At 37.2% G+C, this 16,281-nt stretch carries 17 protein-coding genes; 2 read left to right on the plus strand and 15 right to left on the minus strand.

Features of this window, described 5'->3' with window-relative positions; translation table 11 throughout:
* Positions 1–3 precede the first annotated feature (3 nt).
* From LBYS11_RS14295 to LBYS11_RS23725, 4 genes are all read right to left on the minus strand, one after another.
* Positions 4–1,065: a M24 family metallopeptidase gene (locus LBYS11_RS14295; RefSeq protein WP_081010950.1), complete on the minus strand. Its 1,062-nt coding sequence runs from the start codon at positions 1,063–1,065 to the stop codon at positions 4–6.
* A 2-nt stretch (positions 1,066–1,067) separates the two neighbouring features.
* A complete protein-coding gene (aroQ, locus tag LBYS11_RS14300) occupies positions 1,068–1,502 on the minus strand; it encodes a type II 3-dehydroquinate dehydratase (RefSeq protein ID WP_004231111.1) in 435 nt (144 codons plus the stop codon).
* Positions 1,503–1,624: 122 nt separating this feature from the next.
* Positions 1,625–1,900 carry a hypothetical protein gene (locus tag LBYS11_RS23720; RefSeq protein WP_233732043.1) on the minus strand — a complete coding sequence of 92 codons (276 nt, stop codon included), beginning with the start codon at positions 1,898–1,900 and terminating at the stop codon, positions 1,625–1,627.
* Positions 1,849–2,049, minus strand: coding sequence for a hypothetical protein (locus LBYS11_RS23725; protein WP_233732045.1), 201 nt, complete (start codon positions 2,047–2,049; stop codon positions 1,849–1,851). The genes LBYS11_RS23720 and LBYS11_RS23725 overlap by 52 nt, the downstream gene beginning before the upstream one ends.
* Before the next feature lie 112 nt (positions 2,050–2,161).
* Between LBYS11_RS23725 and LBYS11_RS14310 the strand changes: the two genes are divergently transcribed.
* Positions 2,162–3,133: a DUF1385 domain-containing protein gene (locus tag LBYS11_RS14310; protein WP_199768263.1), complete on the plus strand. Its 972-nt coding sequence runs from the start codon at positions 2,162–2,164 to the stop codon at positions 3,131–3,133.
* Between the two features lie 36 nt (positions 3,134–3,169).
* Here LBYS11_RS14310 and LBYS11_RS14315 read toward each other — a convergent pair whose 3' ends face one another.
* The 8 genes from LBYS11_RS14315 to LBYS11_RS23740 form a co-directional block, all read right to left on the minus strand.
* Complete coding sequence (locus LBYS11_RS14315; protein ID WP_103118419.1) at positions 3,170–3,904, minus strand: ABC transporter permease; 735 nt, start codon at positions 3,902–3,904, stop codon at positions 3,170–3,172.
* Entirely contained in the window at positions 3,901–4,623 is a 723-nt protein-coding gene (locus LBYS11_RS14320) for an ABC transporter ATP-binding protein (RefSeq protein WP_066036343.1), read from the minus strand. Before LBYS11_RS14320 ends, LBYS11_RS14315 begins: the two co-directional genes overlap by 4 nt.
* Positions 4,616–5,083 (minus strand): DUF3021 domain-containing protein, encoded by a 468-nt coding sequence (locus LBYS11_RS14325; protein WP_048392282.1) that lies wholly within the window; start codon positions 5,081–5,083, stop codon positions 4,616–4,618. The genes LBYS11_RS14320 and LBYS11_RS14325 overlap by 8 nt, the downstream gene beginning before the upstream one ends.
* A 10-nt stretch (positions 5,084–5,093) precedes the next feature.
* Entirely contained in the window at positions 5,094–5,534 is a 441-nt protein-coding gene (locus LBYS11_RS14330; RefSeq protein ID WP_103118420.1) for a LytTR family DNA-binding domain-containing protein, read from the minus strand.
* A 424-nt stretch (positions 5,535–5,958) separates the two neighbouring features.
* On the minus strand, positions 5,959–6,885 hold the full coding sequence (locus tag LBYS11_RS14340) for an alpha/beta hydrolase fold domain-containing protein (RefSeq protein ID WP_048392280.1): 927 nt from the start codon (positions 6,883–6,885) through the stop codon (positions 5,959–5,961).
* Positions 6,886–7,848: 963 nt separating this feature from the next.
* The gene (locus LBYS11_RS23730; RefSeq protein ID WP_233732048.1) at positions 7,849–7,986 is read right to left on the minus strand and encodes a hypothetical protein; all 138 of its coding nucleotides are present in this window, start codon (positions 7,984–7,986) and stop codon (positions 7,849–7,851) included.
* 10 nt (positions 7,987–7,996) lie between these two features.
* On the minus strand, positions 7,997–8,161 hold the full coding sequence (locus tag LBYS11_RS23735) for a hypothetical protein (protein ID WP_233732050.1): 165 nt from the start codon (positions 8,159–8,161) through the stop codon (positions 7,997–7,999).
* Between the two features lie 17 nt (positions 8,162–8,178).
* Complete coding sequence (locus LBYS11_RS23740) at positions 8,179–8,472, minus strand: hypothetical protein (RefSeq protein ID WP_233732055.1); 294 nt, start codon at positions 8,470–8,472, stop codon at positions 8,179–8,181.
* Between the two features lie 489 nt (positions 8,473–8,961).
* On the opposite strand from LBYS11_RS23740, the gene LBYS11_RS14360 reads away from it, so the two are divergent.
* Positions 8,962–11,922, plus strand: coding sequence for an S-layer homology domain-containing protein (locus LBYS11_RS14360; protein ID WP_103118421.1), 2,961 nt, complete (start codon positions 8,962–8,964; stop codon positions 11,920–11,922).
* Between the two features lie 87 nt (positions 11,923–12,009).
* On the opposite strand, the gene LBYS11_RS14365 is transcribed toward LBYS11_RS14360, so the two are convergent.
* The 3 genes from LBYS11_RS14365 to LBYS11_RS14375 form a co-directional block, all read right to left on the minus strand.
* Positions 12,010–12,162 (minus strand): IS3 family transposase, encoded by a 153-nt coding sequence (locus LBYS11_RS14365; RefSeq protein WP_081010949.1) that lies wholly within the window; start codon positions 12,160–12,162, stop codon positions 12,010–12,012.
* Positions 12,163–12,574: 412 nt separating this feature from the next.
* Positions 12,575–15,145 (minus strand): vitamin B12-dependent ribonucleotide reductase, encoded by a 2,571-nt coding sequence (locus LBYS11_RS14370; RefSeq protein ID WP_066036346.1) that lies wholly within the window; start codon positions 15,143–15,145, stop codon positions 12,575–12,577.
* 200 nt (positions 15,146–15,345) lie between these two features.
* Entirely contained in the window at positions 15,346–16,125 is a 780-nt protein-coding gene (locus LBYS11_RS14375; RefSeq protein ID WP_081010955.1) for a lipoate--protein ligase family protein, read from the minus strand.
* Between the last annotated feature and the right edge of the window lie 156 nt (positions 16,126–16,281).

The following is a 16,281-nucleotide window of genomic DNA, read 5'->3' on the forward strand; positions in this document are numbered from 1 at the left end:
AGTTTATAAAATAATGAGTTCTTTTGACGAATGTGTTAGTAGTTCATTACCCGTTTCTGTGATTAAAATATCATCCTCGATACGGACACCACCGATTCCAGGTAAGTAAACACCTGGTTCAATCGTCACGGCCATACCTGGCTCTAGCACTGTATCAGAACGCATCGATAAGCCAGGGCCTTCATGTACTTCAAGACCAATACCGTGTCCTAAAGAATGACCAAATGCTTCGCCATATCCTTTTTCTTTTAAGTAGTCACGTGCAATCGCGTCCGCTTGAATACCTGTTAATCCAGGACCCACTTTTTCAAGTGCTAACAGTTGAGAAGCAAGGACTGTATTGTACATATCTACCAATTTTTCAGATGGTTCTCCCACAGCCACAGTACGTGTAATATCCGAAATATAGCCATTATAAAGCGCACCAAAGTCTAATGTAACAAAGTCGCCTTTTTCAATCACTTTATTCGTTGCAACGCCGTGTGGTAATGCTGAACGAAGACCAGACGCAACAATCGTGTCAAACGAAGACTGAGTTGCTCCTTGTTTACGCATGAAAAATTCTAATTCATTCGAAACTTCAAGCTCGGTTTTACCAGGCTTGATGAAGCCTAAAATATGTGTAAATGCGTGATCTGCAATTTCACACGCAGCCTTAATAATATTAATCTCTTGTTCCGTCTTAATCAAGCGAATTTTTTCAATTAGCCCAGAAATCGGCACTAAATCTGCTTGAATCTTTGATTTATACAGTTCATAAGTGCCATAGCTTACAGTATCTTTCTCAAAGCCCAATAATTTGATACCCATATTATTTACTTGAGTAGCAATTTCTTCAATAATTGTGGCTTCATGCTTGACAATACGGAAGTCCTGAATTTGTGCAGCAGCCTGCTCTGTATAACGGAAATCTGTAATAAATACAGCATCATTTTGAGACACAATTGCTACGCCTGCTGTCCCTGTAAAACCTGTCATATAGCGACGGTTGTACCCATTCGTAATTAAAATACCATCGATGCTTTGTTCTTGAAGTGCTTTACGTAGCTTTTGTAATTTCAACATAATCAATTCTCCCTCTCGATAAATGTACGTAGTGCCAGTTCATAGCCTTTCGTACCTAGTCCACAAATTTGACCAAGGCAGGCCGGAGCAAGATAGGAATGATGTCGGAAAGCCTCACGTTTGTGGATATTGGAAATATGTACTTCGATAACTGGCACAGAAATACCTGCTATCGCATCATGCAATGCGATGCTTGTATGGGTATATGCACCAGGATTAAAGATAATACCATCATATTTTTCGTCCTCTGCTTCATGCACCCAATCTACTAGTACCCCTTCATGATTGGATTGACGAAATTCAACTGTAGCACCTAAAGAAGCCGCAAGATTTTGAACATTTTCTCGAACATCATCCAATGTTTCATGTCCATAAATATGTGGCTCTCGTTTACCAAGTCGATTTAAGTTCGGTCCATTCAAACATAATAACTTCACGCTTCTATTCGCCTCTTTCTATGTACTTGCCATTTATTTTATCATACACCGTGCATTCAGCAACTAATTTCAACTAGTGGTGCCATAAATATCCCCTTAAACGAAGGGGATATTTTGTACCTTCAACTTTGTTTTTGTGCTGTATGTTCCTTCTGATGGAAATTGGCGGTTTCAAGCAAGAAACGTAATAAACAAATAACGGTCACCATAAAGGGAATCGACAGTTTTTTAAAAGACGTAAGCTGTAATGGTAAATCTAAAGCAATCCATTCCAATGAGATGGTCACCAAAAGACCTAATAAAAGGGAAGAAAAAACAGCTGGGATGATATATACATAGCGCATAGTCATGTATAAAAATAAGCCGATAATAAATAGTAGAAAAATAAAAAGGTCCATTGAAATAATTTGGAGCTTTCTTCAAACCAATTCCATTTTTTATAAAACCCTATCGGATGCCATTTAATGAGATGGAAATAATGTAAACCTTTTAAGCACAGCGCTAAAACAAGCGCATTGACAAGTGCTGTAATTGTCGCTACTTTCACCCTATACCTCTCCTTTATGCACACTAATTATTTCCTAAAATGTACGATTAGTGTAGCCATATAGAAAATTTACTATGCGTAACGGTAGAGGTTTTTCACTAAATTTAGTACAATGGTACAGTTGAAATATATAAAGAGAGTGGTGTTAGCCTTGAGCAATTCACCTGTATACGGGGGACAAGCACAATTAGAGGGTGTGATGTTCGGAGGAAAGGAACATACTGTTACAGCCATTCGTCGTAACGATGATTCCATTGATTATTATCATTTCAAAAAAGTACAAAAACCTTTGTTACAAAAGCTTAAAAAAATCCCATTTGTACGAGGCGTTGTCGCGCTAATTGAATCCGCTGGCTTAGGTTCTCGTCACATGCAATTTGCTGGGGATCGCTATGATGTGACACCTGGTGAAGAGGAAGATCATAAAGAAGAAGGCTCTAAACTTCAAATGATACTGGGCGTTGCTGTAGTAGGTATTCTTTCCTTTTTATTTGGAAAATTTGCCTTTACATTAATTCCTGTTTTTATAGCTGATTTTTTCTCAAAATGGATTGAAGGAAAAACGGGACAAATTTTACTGGAAAGCGGTATTAAATTAATGTTACTGCTAGCCTATTTATATTTTATCTCGTTAACCCCCCTCATTAAACGAGTATTTCAGTACCATGGTGCAGAGCACAAGGTGATAAATTGCTATGAAGCTGGATTAGACATTACCGTAAAAAATGTTCAAGCTCAATCACGCCTACACTATCGTTGCGGCAGTAGCTTCATATTATTCACAGTGTTCGTTGGGATGTTTTTATATTTCTTTGTGCCTACAGATCCACTGTGGCTTCGTATTTTAGATCGTATTCTATTAATTCCTGTTGTTCTAGGGATCTCATTTGAAGTCTTACAAGCGACAAATGCCTGCCGTAATATTCCAGTGTTACGCTTCCTTGGCTACCCTGGCTTATGGCTCCAATTACTAACAACTCGTGAACCGAAGGACGATCAAGTAGAAGTAGCGATTGCTTCCTTTAATATGCTACGCCAAGTAGAGCAGCAACCTGAAATCGCTGCGACATTAAATCATGATTAATAAAAAAGGCAGCCCAACGTCGGAGCTGCCTTTTTTTCATTTTGTACTGCCTTGCATTTTCTGCTTAAACATAAAGATAGCGAGAATTGTCAAAATTATTGTATAACCAATGACAACAATAAGTGAATAAAACACATTCGCATACTCTGCATGTAAGATAGCCCTAGCTGCATTGACTGCGTGCATGAAAGGTAAAAGCTGCGCAATCTTTTGGAATGTTCCACCAATCATATCTAATTCGAACCATGTTCCACTTAACCAAGTTGTCACATTAACAAAGATGGCAAATATCCCTCCTACCTGCTTATCTGTAAATAATGTCCCAAATAATAATCCACAGCTAATATAGAGTGGTGAAATTATTAGAAGTACAAGAATCATAAAGAGGATAGACTTATTAAATGGCAACCCTAAAAACATGGCGGTAGCTAAACAAATAAAAATTTGTAGCAGAGCTATTGGTAGCAAAGGTATCATATACCCTAAAATGTAATCAGCTGCAGACAAAGGAGAAACAAAAATCCTCATTAAAAAAGATGAACTTTTATCTTTTCCTAGTAACATTCCTGAAAACAGTGTGAGAAAAGAAAAACTAAATACAATAACGCCCGGTGTTAGGTTATTCATTTCATATAAAGCAAATGGCATATTTTTTTGCATAACAGAAAATAAGCCCAATAAAAGAATTGGTAAGCCTATACCAAATAATAAAGTGATTGGATCGCGGACAATCTCTTTATGATTCCTTGTTGCAAACGCAGCTACCCTCACAATAACGCCTCCTCTGTTTTTTCCAAGAATACCTCTTCTAAAGAATGCTTGCCTGTTTCACTGATCAATTGTTGGATCGTGCCTAGTGCACATATTTGCCCATGGTGCATAATTCCTACACGATCAGCTAAAGCCTCTATCTCTTCTAAATAATGGGAGGTCAAAATAATCGTGACATGTCCTTTTAAGTGCTTCAATATGTTCCATACATCATTCCTTGCCCGTATGTCCATCCCTAAAGTCGGTTCATCGAGGAACAATACCTTTGGGTTTGACATTAAAGCCATTGCTACACTTAAACGACGCTGGTAGCCGCCAGATAGTGTCTTAGCCTTGTCATGCTGATGTGGTGTCAGTCCGAATAAGGCCATTTTGTCATATACTTGTTGTTGTGCTTTTTCTTTTTCGTAGCCATAAATCTGACTGAATAATAATAGATTTTCATATACCGTTAAATTAGGCGCAACGGCCGTTTCTTGAGGAGAAATATTAATAACTTGTTTTACAGCCTGTGTATTTTGCACAATGCTTTTTCCATCTATTGTGGCATCCCCCTCTGTAGGTGAAAGGAGCCCGCACAACATTTTGATTGTGGTTGTTTTGCCAGCACCATTTTGTCCTAAAAGAGCGAAAAGTTCACCTTGATGGATTTGTAAATTTAATTGATTAACGACTACACGCTCTTTATAAAGCTTTGTTAAATCTCTTATGTTAATCATCCTGCTCTTCACCTCGATTGGTAAGAATCGCATTAATTTTTTCTATGTCACGTTGTGAAAATCTATATTGTAAAACCCATGTCACAATATAAGTTCCGAGAAAGCTGGCTACGAGAGAAAAAATATTAGCCATCGTTTTTGGCATCCATAGTAGCGTTACAATCGGTATCCAAATCATTGCCGTTATGAAAAAGTGGACGAAATATTGCTTCAACATTCCCCAACTAGCCATTTCAAAAATAAGTGCAGCAAGAGCAAAGGTAATGCCAATAACACCCGTTAATAGAATTTGAGTAATTATTGCACTTATTTCATCTGTAAAGTAAGCACGAAATTCTGGTACCACCCAAACATATTTTCCTTGCCCTATGCCCATTGATACAAAGAATTGCACAATTTGTCCCATCACTATACCGATCAAAAATCCACCAATAATACGTGTTAAAATGTCTTTTCGCATATTTATCACCTCAGATTCCTAATTGCTTCTTAATTTTGCTTACATAACGCCTAGAAGCGTATGTTTTCGTGCCATTCTTCAATTCAACTCCGATTGTACCTGTTCTACTAATGTCCATATGCTTGATCATGTAGCGATTGACTATTTCAGCATTTGAAATACGGAGAAACATTTCAGGATTGAGCTTTTCCTCCAGCTCATAAAGACGCAAACGTACCGTATAAACACCGTGATTGCTTTGGACACAAACCTTTTTTTGCTCTGTATAAATACGCACGATCTCCTTACTATCGATCAATTCAACACCTTTATGGGAGAAAGCTAATAAAGTGCTTTCTGCTGTCGTAGTAATAATTTGCATAAGATGCTCAATGTCATCAGTCATTTTATCTGTGAGAATGATTACTTTGGGTTCTTTATATGTAGGGTCAATCGATATTTCCACCTTCATATGATCACTGTCCTTTCTACGCCTCACTATAAATTTTTCCATACATGTTGTAAATGGATTATCGACAACTGGTCGTTATCAAGGAATAAGTGGTAATCTCAAAGATTCTGGCGAACAATAAAAACACCCTTTAGATAGGCCTATCCAAAGGGGTTAAACGTACAACTTAGCTTACTTAGAATCTTTTTTTACTTACTAGTAGGGCTGTAAAAACACCCATCATATTCAGGAGCTTTTAAAATATTGGGGGTAAGCTCTAATGATTGATTGTTTTGAAACACCAACTAATTTTGACAAATCCTTCTGCGATTTCTGCAATTCACAAATTTTATTTTTCAAACATCTACAGATAAATAAACCTTGCTAAAAATGTACATAGAAAAAAAACGTATTTTGAATGGCTCAAAACACGTTTTTCTGTGAATTATTTACTTAGGATATTGATAATCTTCTGTTGCGCATCCACTGCCTCAGGGATTGGCATCACAACAAACACATGATTCATCTTAGGATAAACAAAGGTATTGATTGCAACGCCTTGTTCTGTTAGCTTTTCATCAAACTGTATTGCATCTGGATATAAGCTTTCGTGGGACCCAATAAAATGAGTTATCTTGCCAACTCCTTGAAAATCGCCATAAATTGGACTAATTATTGGATCCTTTAGAGCTTTATCAGCTGCCCATATTTTTGTTATGACTTCCATTCCTTCACTAGCTAACATGGGATCGTTTTCTTCATATTCCTGAATAAGTGGATTTTCTAAACTCATATCAACACATGCCGACAATAACATAATATCTTGTGGTTGAGGCAGACCGTCTCGCTTCAACAGTTGAATTAGACCAAGTGCTATATTTCCACCTGCTGAGTCTCCTATAATGGTTAATTGATTGGAGCTTTCAATAGATACTAGAATCTCTTTATATAAGCTGAGCATCTTTGGGTAAGTATCTTGATAGCTAAAATGAGGGACTTTTGGATAGATAGGCGCAATAACTTTTGCATTTAAGGCTTGTGCCATTTTATCCATGAACAACCAGTGTAAATTTAAAGGTTGATTCGTCCAAGCTCCACCATGAATATAAAGAATCACCATTTGTGATGAAGACTTTTGGTCATTTAAAATAAAAACCTGCATATCCTCGAATGTTTGCTCCTTCAAAGCGCTTAAAAGATTGACATCCTCCCCAATCACATAGGGGTGAATATTTTCTGTTCCTCTTTGCTTAATAAATTGTTGAGCATTTTCAATACTAGAAAAGCTCTTTTTATTACTTTGTGAAAACAATAATTTTTCAAATTGCACACTCTCTACAGATCGTTCTCCATTAAAAATTTCTATACTCATGTTTTTCTCTCCTTTTATTGTTCATTCTGTTTCCAAACATGTAATGATTAATAAAGTGATGTGCCAAACCACTAAAACTGAGTCTCGACGATGGTAAAATGCATCTTTTTAGCGAACTTTATTTTAATTCCATATTTTGAAGAATACTCCTTCTAAAATCTATCATCAAATAAAAAAACCTTCCTGATGTAATCCCTAAATGTAAAGAGCATTGATTGTGCTGTATATAAAAAGCTGCCATTTTGAAACAAAATGACAGCTTTGTTGTTGAAAAAAGATGATGTCAACAGCAGAAAAAGTAACTTTGCAAGGTGAGAGGTTGATTTCCGTTCCGCCAGTGTCCTTTCCAGGGGGCGTCCGATGAGCCGCTTCACTCACTTACGTTCGCTCTAGGGTCTCATCTGTGACGCTGGCTCCACTCCAATCAACTATTCTGCAAAATGTCTTTACTTTTTTCATAGTAGTGGAGCGATCAAATCGCCCATTATCTATATTCTTAGAGGGTTATTTTCAATGTGGAGATGTGATGCTTGACAACACCACTTCATAAAGAGTAGTGAACACCTTCAATTTACTAAAAAACTTTCGCTAAAAAGGTAACACTTTGGTGGGTTGGAGTGGAAGGCTACTTGACTCCCGTGGGATAGAGAGACAGGCGAGCCACTAAACAGAGCGGTAGCGGAGGAAGCGGCTTGGCGGTCGCCCACAGGAAAGCAAGTAGCTTGCAACGGAAATCCATTTCTACCTTTCAATTGACTGTTTTATTTTTCAACACTTAGAAAGCTGCCGTTTTGAAACAAAATGACAGCTTTCGATTAGGTATCTGTTCCCTCCAACCTACCTCTATATTATTCGAGGTGGATTTGATAATGGCGAGTAACTATACCTATCCCATTTTCTAACCTCTTCCACTCTATGAATGGGGCTAATCAATTTTGTCTTGCTAAATGTAGATAGTTAAGATTAATTATCCTGAAATAATTCATCTACTTCTTTTGATAAAATTTCTACCTCATCTTCTGAATTTGGAAATAGGGCTTGATTTGCCTTTTCATCTATTGCTTTATGTTTTTGCTTGTCTATTATGTGGAGCTCCATCATTCAGAGGTAGCTATACAAAAGCGACACGTATGTATTCCTCGTTCTTTAAGCTTTCAAGGTGATGCAATTCAAGGTCATCCATCGTAATACGACGGATTTTTAGTTTTTTATCATAATCCCCTGCCCAGAACCTAATTAATTCAGCACCTTGCTCTGGTTGTATATGTTCCTTCAAATAACTTAAAAAATCTTCTAAAATTGAGGACCCCAATTTCCCTCGATGCCGTATACAAAGGGTTTTTCATTATAAAGCCCTAAGTCATAAGGTGGATTATTCCATTCAAATATATTCAAATTTTCAAAAGCTGATTCATCTGCTGCATGTAAAACTCGTGCATCATCATCCATCAAATGCCACGACTGTGTTGGTGTACTCTCTGTAATTGGATATAATTTTTTTAATTCTCTTACTGTTATTTCAGCAATTCCTGTACAATCAACTGTTTGTAAAGCACTGTTCGCCACTAGGACAGAATATAACGTCATATGCTTGTCTCCTTAAGCTTTAATAAATGAAACTCAAAATATTCTAAGCAAATCAATAAACTAACCTGCTCCATATACATTATAGTGGATTTAACATAAATATCCAAAAATTATCTCGTTCTACAAATCTAGCTAGATGATAGGCTCTCTCTATTCCCTCAAAAAAAACAAGGAGTAGTCATGATTGTTTTAATAATTGTAAAACTGCTCATTTAAAAACAAAGGGCAAAATTTAGGAGCATGTTTAAAATAACTGATAAAAATCTGATAAATTATTGAATAACACGAAAAGATTACATATTCAAATATAAGTATGGATTAAATGTATTTATTAAAGACTTGTAAAACTCTTCTATCTAAATAGGAAAATTCATTATTTTTTTGAGAGTTATTTGAGAGTTTGTTTATTTATAATAACTTTGTTAATGAATCCTCATTATAAAAAAATATAAAACGAGGCATTATCCTATTCGGAAAGGAGAAAAAGTTATGAAAAAAAGCAAAGGATTATTGATAATGACAATTTGTATGTTATTACTTAGCTTGTTTCCTGTAAGTTCTGTAGGAGCAGAAGAATCACAAGCAGAAGAGACGATAGTACCACAAGAATCTCAAACTGAAGAGTTGATAGTTCCGGAAAATGTTTCCTATGCGAGACATGAAAAAGTTGGTGATGATATCTTCCTTGGAGGAAAATACATTGAGATGGGGATTTCAAAAGGTGGTTCGTTTGGAACGGAAAGTGCAGCCCCAATAGATTTCCATCCTACTGGACGTCAAAATTTAGGATTTACAGTGGATTCTGATGGGTTTGATAGTGGGGAAGCAATGAACAGTGGCGATTATTTCTTACCTGGAAGCCCATACGAAGGATTTTATGTTGGTTATAAAGAAAGTGATGATAGCACAAAAGTATTTTTAAATGCAAATGCTTTAGGATCTATAGGAATTCTAATGAGCACTAATGAAGATTTATCGACAGAAGATAATTTAGTAGCAAAAACGGGTGGGGTAACGTCTGATGGTGCATTAAAAATAGAACAAACTGTTTCATTCAAAGCAAATGATAAATTCTTTAAAGCTACAGTTAAAATGACGAATATGACAGATAGAGAACTTTTAGATGTACGTTATATGCGTTCTGTAGATCCTGATATTGATGCGGATAAAAATGATAATTTTGATACTATCAATTCGGTTCCATTTAACTATCCGAATGATGCTAAATCTGTTGTATTATCGAAGGGTCCTATTACTGGAAATGCATTGATTTTGATGTCTACAGATTCAAAATCACGCGCATCCATTAATAGTTCCAATCCATTTGATCCAACTGCATTTAATGATGACGGTAAAGTAGCTGAAACAACTTATGATTCATGGATTGGTTTAACTTTTGCTGTTGGTAACATGAAACCTGGTGAAGCTAAAACAGTTGAGTATTTTTATAGTTTAGATAGCAATATTGAACAGACTTTAGAGGATGTTGAAAATAATTCAACACCAACTGTAAGCAATAATGCAACATTAAGAGACTTAACAGTTAATGCTTCAACTGTAGCAGAGTTTGAATCTGAAAGGGAAATATACAACGTAGAATTACCAGCAGGTACTACTACGGTTCCAGGTGTAATGGCGACTGTTGCAGATAAGGATAAAGCGAATGCTGTTGTGACAAATGCAACAAGTTTACCAGGCACAACAACAATTGTTGTCACAGCAGAAGATGGGTTTACAACAAAAACATATAGAATTAATTTTACGGTTAAAAATTTAACACCAACTTTAAGCAATAATGCAACATTAAGTAATCTAACTGTTAACGCCTCAACTGTAGCAGAGTTCGAATCTCAAAAAGAAATATACAATGTCGAATTACCGTCATACACTACTATGGTTCCTAAGGTAATTCCGACTGTCGCAGATAAGGATAAAGCGAGTGCAGTCGTGACGAATGCAACAAGTTTACCAGGTACAACAACAATTGTTGTCACAGCAGAAGATGGATTTACAACAAAAACATATAAAATTAATTTTACGGTTCAAAAATCAAGTAGCAATGGTGATACATGGACGCCAAATTCTATCCCTGCAACAACTAATCCAAGCTCGACAACAACGAAAATCCAAGTAGCATTAGAAATTGATGGTAACCATCCACTTGAAAAAACAACAGTGGAAATTGAACGCACTAAACATGCCAATGGTGAAATGACAGACTTCGTCAACTTCACACCATCGCAAGCATTAGAAACTGTAGAAAAAGCAAAACAAATTGGCAATAACATTGCACGTATCGTCATTCCTGATGTGAATGATGAAGTGGATAAAGTAACAGTAGAAATACCAAAGCAATCTCTACAAACATTACGTGACAATGGTTTATCACTAGAAATTTCAACAGTAAATGGTCATATTGCAATTCCACAAAGCTCAATGGAAGGTATTGACGATAACTTCTACTTCCGTTTAGTACCAGTAAAGAAAGAAAGCGAGCGTCAAGCGATTGAAGAACGCGCTAAAGTAGAAAAAGTTGTCCGAGAGACACTACAAAGTAACGATTGGGGTGTGGTAGCTCGTCCAATGACAATAGAAACGAATATGCCAAGTCGTCCAGTACAAGTAACACTACCACTAAGAGATGTAAAGGTACCAACAGAAGCAGTAGCACGTCAAAGATTCTTAGAGCAACTAGCCGTCTTTATTGAACACTCAGATGGTGAGAAAAAAGTGGTCTTTCCTAAAGTCGTCACAATGGCAAAGGGTGAGCTTGGTCTACGCTTCACTGTAGATAAATTTAGTACGTTTACCATTATTCAATTTGAAAAGCCAGAGGTAAGCGAGCATGAAGCTTATATTAAAGGATTCCCAAACGGCACATTTGGTCCTGATAAGAATGTTACACGTGCACAAGTAGCGATCATGATGGCTCGTATTTTAGGCTATACAGAAGGACAAGCATTAAAGAAAGCACCGTTTAAAGATGTAGCCAAAAACCATAGTGCTGCAGGAGCAATTGCCTTTGTAAAAGAACAGGGCATTATGAATGGTGATAACAATGGTAACTTCCATACAAATGCCAACATTACACGTGCTGAAATGGCGGCAGTTGTAGCCAACTATAAACAGCTTTATGTTGAAGAAGGTGTGGCAATTACGTTCACGGATACTAAAGGCCATTGGGCACAGTGGATTATTGAAGCAAACCGTACTGCAGGCATCATCAATGGCCTTGAGAATGGAAGCTTTGCACCAAATGTTGCTTTAACACGTGCACAAGTAGTCGTAATGATGAACCGCATGTTTGAACGTGGTCCATTAAACGGTGTGACAAAACCAAGCTTCCCAGATGTCAAAGCAACACATTGGGCATTCAAGGAAATTGAAGAAGCCGCAAACTCTCACTCTTATATAAAAGATACAGTTGGAAAAGAACAGCTTTCAGAATAGAAAAAGCCAAATACAAGAGGCTGAGACAAAAAAGAAAAATGTTAGATCGCTTGTATTGGTAGTGACCCCTTAAAGTTAGAGTTTTATTTATGCAGCTAATTGGCTGGCATAAGTTCGGTATTTTACTGAACTCATGCCGGCCAATTTTTGTTTAATTCGATCATTATTATAGTAATCGATATACTTTTCTATTTTCTTCTTAAACGCTTCGTAGGAGATCAATTCTTCTCTGTAATACATTTAGCCAAAGAAGTTCTCCATGGCCGCATTGTCTGCACACGTTGCTTTACAGACATGCTTAGGAAAATCTTATTTTGCTTGAATGTTATCACCAATGATGTTGATAGTGCCACCCCTGGCTTGAATGAATTGCTGCACAAAATCATTTCATTTAGTTTATTTAATGTATCTAACAACACTTCTTTTTATTGTACTAACATTCCCCTACAACTCAACAAGAGTCGCCTAATTGAAGTAATTTGCACCTCAAAAAATTCTTCTTGTTATACAGCCAATTATAATTTTAGATGTTCTGTTTGTGTTAGACATGAAAAATACCCCTCTAGATAAAATATCTAAAGAGGTATTTCATTGCCATTATATAGATCGCAACTTTATTTCAAAGCCACAACAAATTAATTTAAAATATTAATTACAGACCGCATTTCAACTGTGCGCCACAGTTTGTACATGTATTACAGCCGCCCATTTCTTCGACTGTGCCTTTACGGCATACTGGGCATGTATTCCCAACGTCTGAGCCAATAACAGTTGTTGACTCTAACGCTTGAATCGTATCTACTAATACGACTGGACGTTTTGTATGTTCTTCAACCAATTCCTCTTCAAATGAAAGTTGATCCATATCATTTTCTTCTGCTTTTAGTGTAAGTACTTGTGAATCACGGCTACCGTCAACATAGACCGTACCACCTTTAGCGCCACCTTTATATAGTCGCTCGTACACTTTTTCAACTTGCTGTACTGTATAGCCTTTTGGTGCGTTTACAGTTTTAGAAATAGATGAATCGATCCATTTTTGAATAATACATTGCACATCCGCATGCGCTTCTGGTTTTAGCTCCATTGCTGTAACGAACCATTCTGGAAGCTCTTGCTCATTTACTTCTGGATGATGGTTCAGATATTCTTGGACAATTTCAGCTTTTACTTCAATGAATTTACCTAGACGACCAGAACGATAGTACGTGAAGGAGAAGTATGGCTCAAGACCTGTTGCTACCCCTACCATTGTTCCTGTTGACCCTGTTGGTGCAACCGTTAATAAATGTGAGTTACGGATTCCAGTCGCTAAGATTTGCTCTTTGATATGAGCAGGCATTTTTCGCATAAAGCCTGTCTCTGTAAAGGCTTTACGTAAACGAGCTGTTTCTTCGTCTGTAGCACCTACTAAGAATGGGAAGCTACCACGCTCTTTCGCAAGCTCTGTAGACGCCTCATACGCAGTTTCAGCGATTGTTTTAAAGATTTCATCGACTAACGCATTACCTGCTTCTGAACCGTATTCTTTTTCACAGTAAATCAGCAAATCGGCTAAGCCCATAACGCCTAATCCAACACGACGTTCACCAAGAGCTTGTACACGGTTTTCTTCTAAGAAGTAAGGTGTCGCATCAATCACATTATCCTGCATACGAACACCAACACGAACTGTTTCACGTAGTGCTTCGTAATCAACTGATTGATTTTCTTTATTCGCAAACTGTGCTAAATTCACAGCAGCTAAGTTACACACAGAGTATGGTGCAAGTGGTTGCTCGCCACATGGGTTCGTCGCTACAACACTTTGACCGTATGCCTTTGCATTTGTCATGTCATTGGCGTTGTCAATGAAGAAAATACCTGGCTCTGCCGAGTATGTTGCACATACATTAATTAAATTCCATAACTCTTTTGCTTTAATTGTACGGTATGTGCGGACTTTATAGCCCATTTTCTCCCATTCACGAACATCACCAACTTCATGCCATTTCGTGTTGTAAACGCTCATTTCTTCCTTTGTATATTCTTCAACAGCTGGGAAACGAAGCTCGAAGTCAGCATCTTTTTCAACTGCTTCCATAAATTCTTTTGTTAATGTCACAGAAATGTTGGCACCTGTTAAAAACTCTGGGTTATGAACAGTGTACGTGCCACCATCACGTAATTTATTTTCAGCCTCACGAATGATAGCTGTATCAAATCCACCTAAGCCTTCAATGTTTTTATAATTCACGATGCCTTGATACATCGCTTCTTCTTGCATAGAAAGTGGCTTGAAGTTTAATTTTTCTTTGGCTAGACGGATGATTGTTTCATCCGTTGTATTTTCGATCAGGTAACGCAGAATACGTGGATTTTGCATTTTGGAAATAATAAACTCCACAATATCTGGATGCCAATCTGCTAGCATAATCATTTGTGCGCCACGACGTGATCCACCTTGCTCCACAAGATGTGTCAATTTAGCAATGTCATCTAACCAGGAAACAGAACCAGATGATTTACCGTTTACACCACGAGCTAATGTGTTGCGTGGACGTAATGTTGAACCATTTGTTCCTACACCGCCACCACGGCTCATAATCTCCATTACTTGCTTACGATGATCACTGATACCTTCACGAGAGTCAGCGACAAATGGCATCACGTAACAGTTAAAGAAAGTTACATCTGTTTCAGAACCAGCTCCATAAATCACTCGTCCAGCTGGAATGAATTTCAAGGATACTAATTGCTCATAAAATTTTTCAAACCATTCTTGACGTTTTTCTGGTGTTTTTTCAACAGCGGCAAGGCCCGTTGCATTTCGTTTTGCAATTTGTTCATAAAATATCTCAAGAGGCTTTTCTAACACGTCAATTGAACGCGTAATCACACCCGTTTCTTGCTCTTGCGGATCGTCTAATGCGCTACGATAATCCTCTTCAATCAAAATCTCTGCTGTTTTTGTAGACATGTCCAATTTTTGAATTGTCCCTAAACCACGTGCAGGAAATTTCGGATCAGCTTTTACCGTTAATACAACAAAGTCGCCGGCTTTCAATGTTTTCTTTTCTGTGTCTTTAAACGAATAGCGATCGATCATGACAAGTCTTGATACACCTTTGTGTGTAATATGCATATCAGATGTTACGGGGTGTACCTGCGGGAATTGTTCAATATCTTTGTTTAACTGTTCAAATTGATTGTTTACTTCGGGTTGATGATTTGTGAGTACCATCGTTTAGCCTCCCTTGTTTTCTTCATTACAAAATAAATACACAATATCTTGTGTCGTTAAACACTACATATTGTGTATATGTCTTTAAAAAAGATACTATATATAGTTTTTTAATTCAACTCTTGCTTTTTTTAATAGATTCAGAACTACTTGTTATGACTAGGATTGAACGTTAAAAAATATTTTTTTCATACCATTTTTTACTTTTTAAAGTTCCACTCATCTGAAGCATATTTTTTTTCTTCTAAAGCTTGGACATATTCTAATTGCTCCTCAGAAAGTGTAAATGGTTTTAATTCAATTTGCAACGATTTTGCAAAGCCATCTCTAAAAGCTGTCACACATTGTTCAACTGTCACTGGCTCTTTTACAAGACTGTTGATGGCAACAGCCTTTTCTGGTAGCTTTCTACGCATACGATTCTTCGCTTCTTCACTGGAGAAATTAAATACGGATAATAATTTCTCTTGATCCAAATCTAATAAAATGGCGCCATGCTGTAAAATGACACCCTTTTGACGTGTTTGAGCACTTCCAGCTATTTTTTTCCCTTCTACGACAAGTTCATACCAACTTGGTGCATCAAAGCAAACAGCACTTTTTGGACTCTTCAGGTCCGCTCTTTTCTCCTCTGTATCAGGTACACTAAAATAGGCATCCATACCTAGGTTATGGAAACCTTGCAAAATTCCCTCACTTAACACACGATATGCCTCTGTCACAGATTCTGGCATATTCGGATAGCTTTCCGTCACAATGACACTATAAGTTAGCTCATGTTCATGTAGGACAGCTCGTCCACCAGTTGGTCGACGTACAAAACCTAAGCCTTGTTCACGCACAGCATCTAAATTAATATCTCTCTTAGCTTGTTGAAAATAACCAATGGATAATGTCGCAGGCTCCCACTCGTAGAAACGAATTACTGGTGGAATTAACCCCTCACTATGCCAATCAAGTAAGGCTTCATCTAGTGCCATATTAAAAGAAGGACTACATTTCCCTGAATTTAAAAAATACCAAGTTGTCATATGCTCATCTCCTACAAATATAAAATGATCCATCAGGCCCCACCTGTGGGTCAACTTTAACGAATATTATACTACAGTTCAAATTGCGAACGATTGCTTGTGTAA

This window comes from Lysinibacillus sp. YS11 (genome assembly GCF_002896375.1).
Lineage (GTDB): Bacteria > Bacillota > Bacilli > Bacillales_A > Planococcaceae > Lysinibacillus > Lysinibacillus capsici.

Coding starts and splice junctions, on each gene's coding strand:
- LBYS11_RS14295 (WP_081010950.1), bottom strand. CDS start 1,065: ATGTTGAAATTACAAAAGCTACGTAAAGCACTTCAAGAACAAAGCATC.
- LBYS11_RS23720 (WP_233732043.1), bottom strand. CDS start 1,900: ATGGACCTTTTTATTTTTCTACTATTTATTATCGGCTTATTTTTATAC.
- LBYS11_RS14310 (WP_199768263.1), top strand. CDS start 2,162: ATGGTACAGTTGAAATATATAAAGAGAGTGGTGTTAGCCTTGAGCAAT.
- LBYS11_RS14320 (WP_066036343.1), bottom strand. CDS start 4,623: ATGATTAACATAAGAGATTTAACAAAGCTTTATAAAGAGCGTGTAGTC.
- LBYS11_RS14325 (WP_048392282.1), bottom strand. CDS start 5,083: ATGCGAAAAGACATTTTAACACGTATTATTGGTGGATTTTTGATCGGT.
- LBYS11_RS14330 (WP_103118420.1), bottom strand. CDS start 5,534: ATGAAGGTGGAAATATCGATTGACCCTACATATAAAGAACCCAAAGTA.
- LBYS11_RS14340 (WP_048392280.1), bottom strand. CDS start 6,885: ATGAGTATAGAAATTTTTAATGGAGAACGATCTGTAGAGAGTGTGCAA.
- LBYS11_RS23730 (WP_233732048.1), bottom strand. CDS start 7,986: ATGATGGAGCTCCACATAATAGACAAGCAAAAACATAAAGCAATAGAT.
- LBYS11_RS23740 (WP_233732055.1), bottom strand. CDS start 8,472: ATGACGTTATATTCTGTCCTAGTGGCGAACAGTGCTTTACAAACAGTT.
- LBYS11_RS14360 (WP_103118421.1), top strand. CDS start 8,962: ATGAAAAAAAGCAAAGGATTATTGATAATGACAATTTGTATGTTATTA.
- LBYS11_RS14365 (WP_081010949.1), bottom strand. CDS start 12,162: ATGTATTACAGAGAAGAATTGATCTCCTACGAAGCGTTTAAGAAGAAA.
- LBYS11_RS14370 (WP_066036346.1), bottom strand. CDS start 15,145: ATGGTACTCACAAATCATCAACCCGAAGTAAACAATCAATTTGAACAG.
- LBYS11_RS14375 (WP_081010955.1), bottom strand. CDS start 16,125: ATGGCACTAGATGAAGCCTTACTTGATTGGCATAGTGAGGGGTTAATT.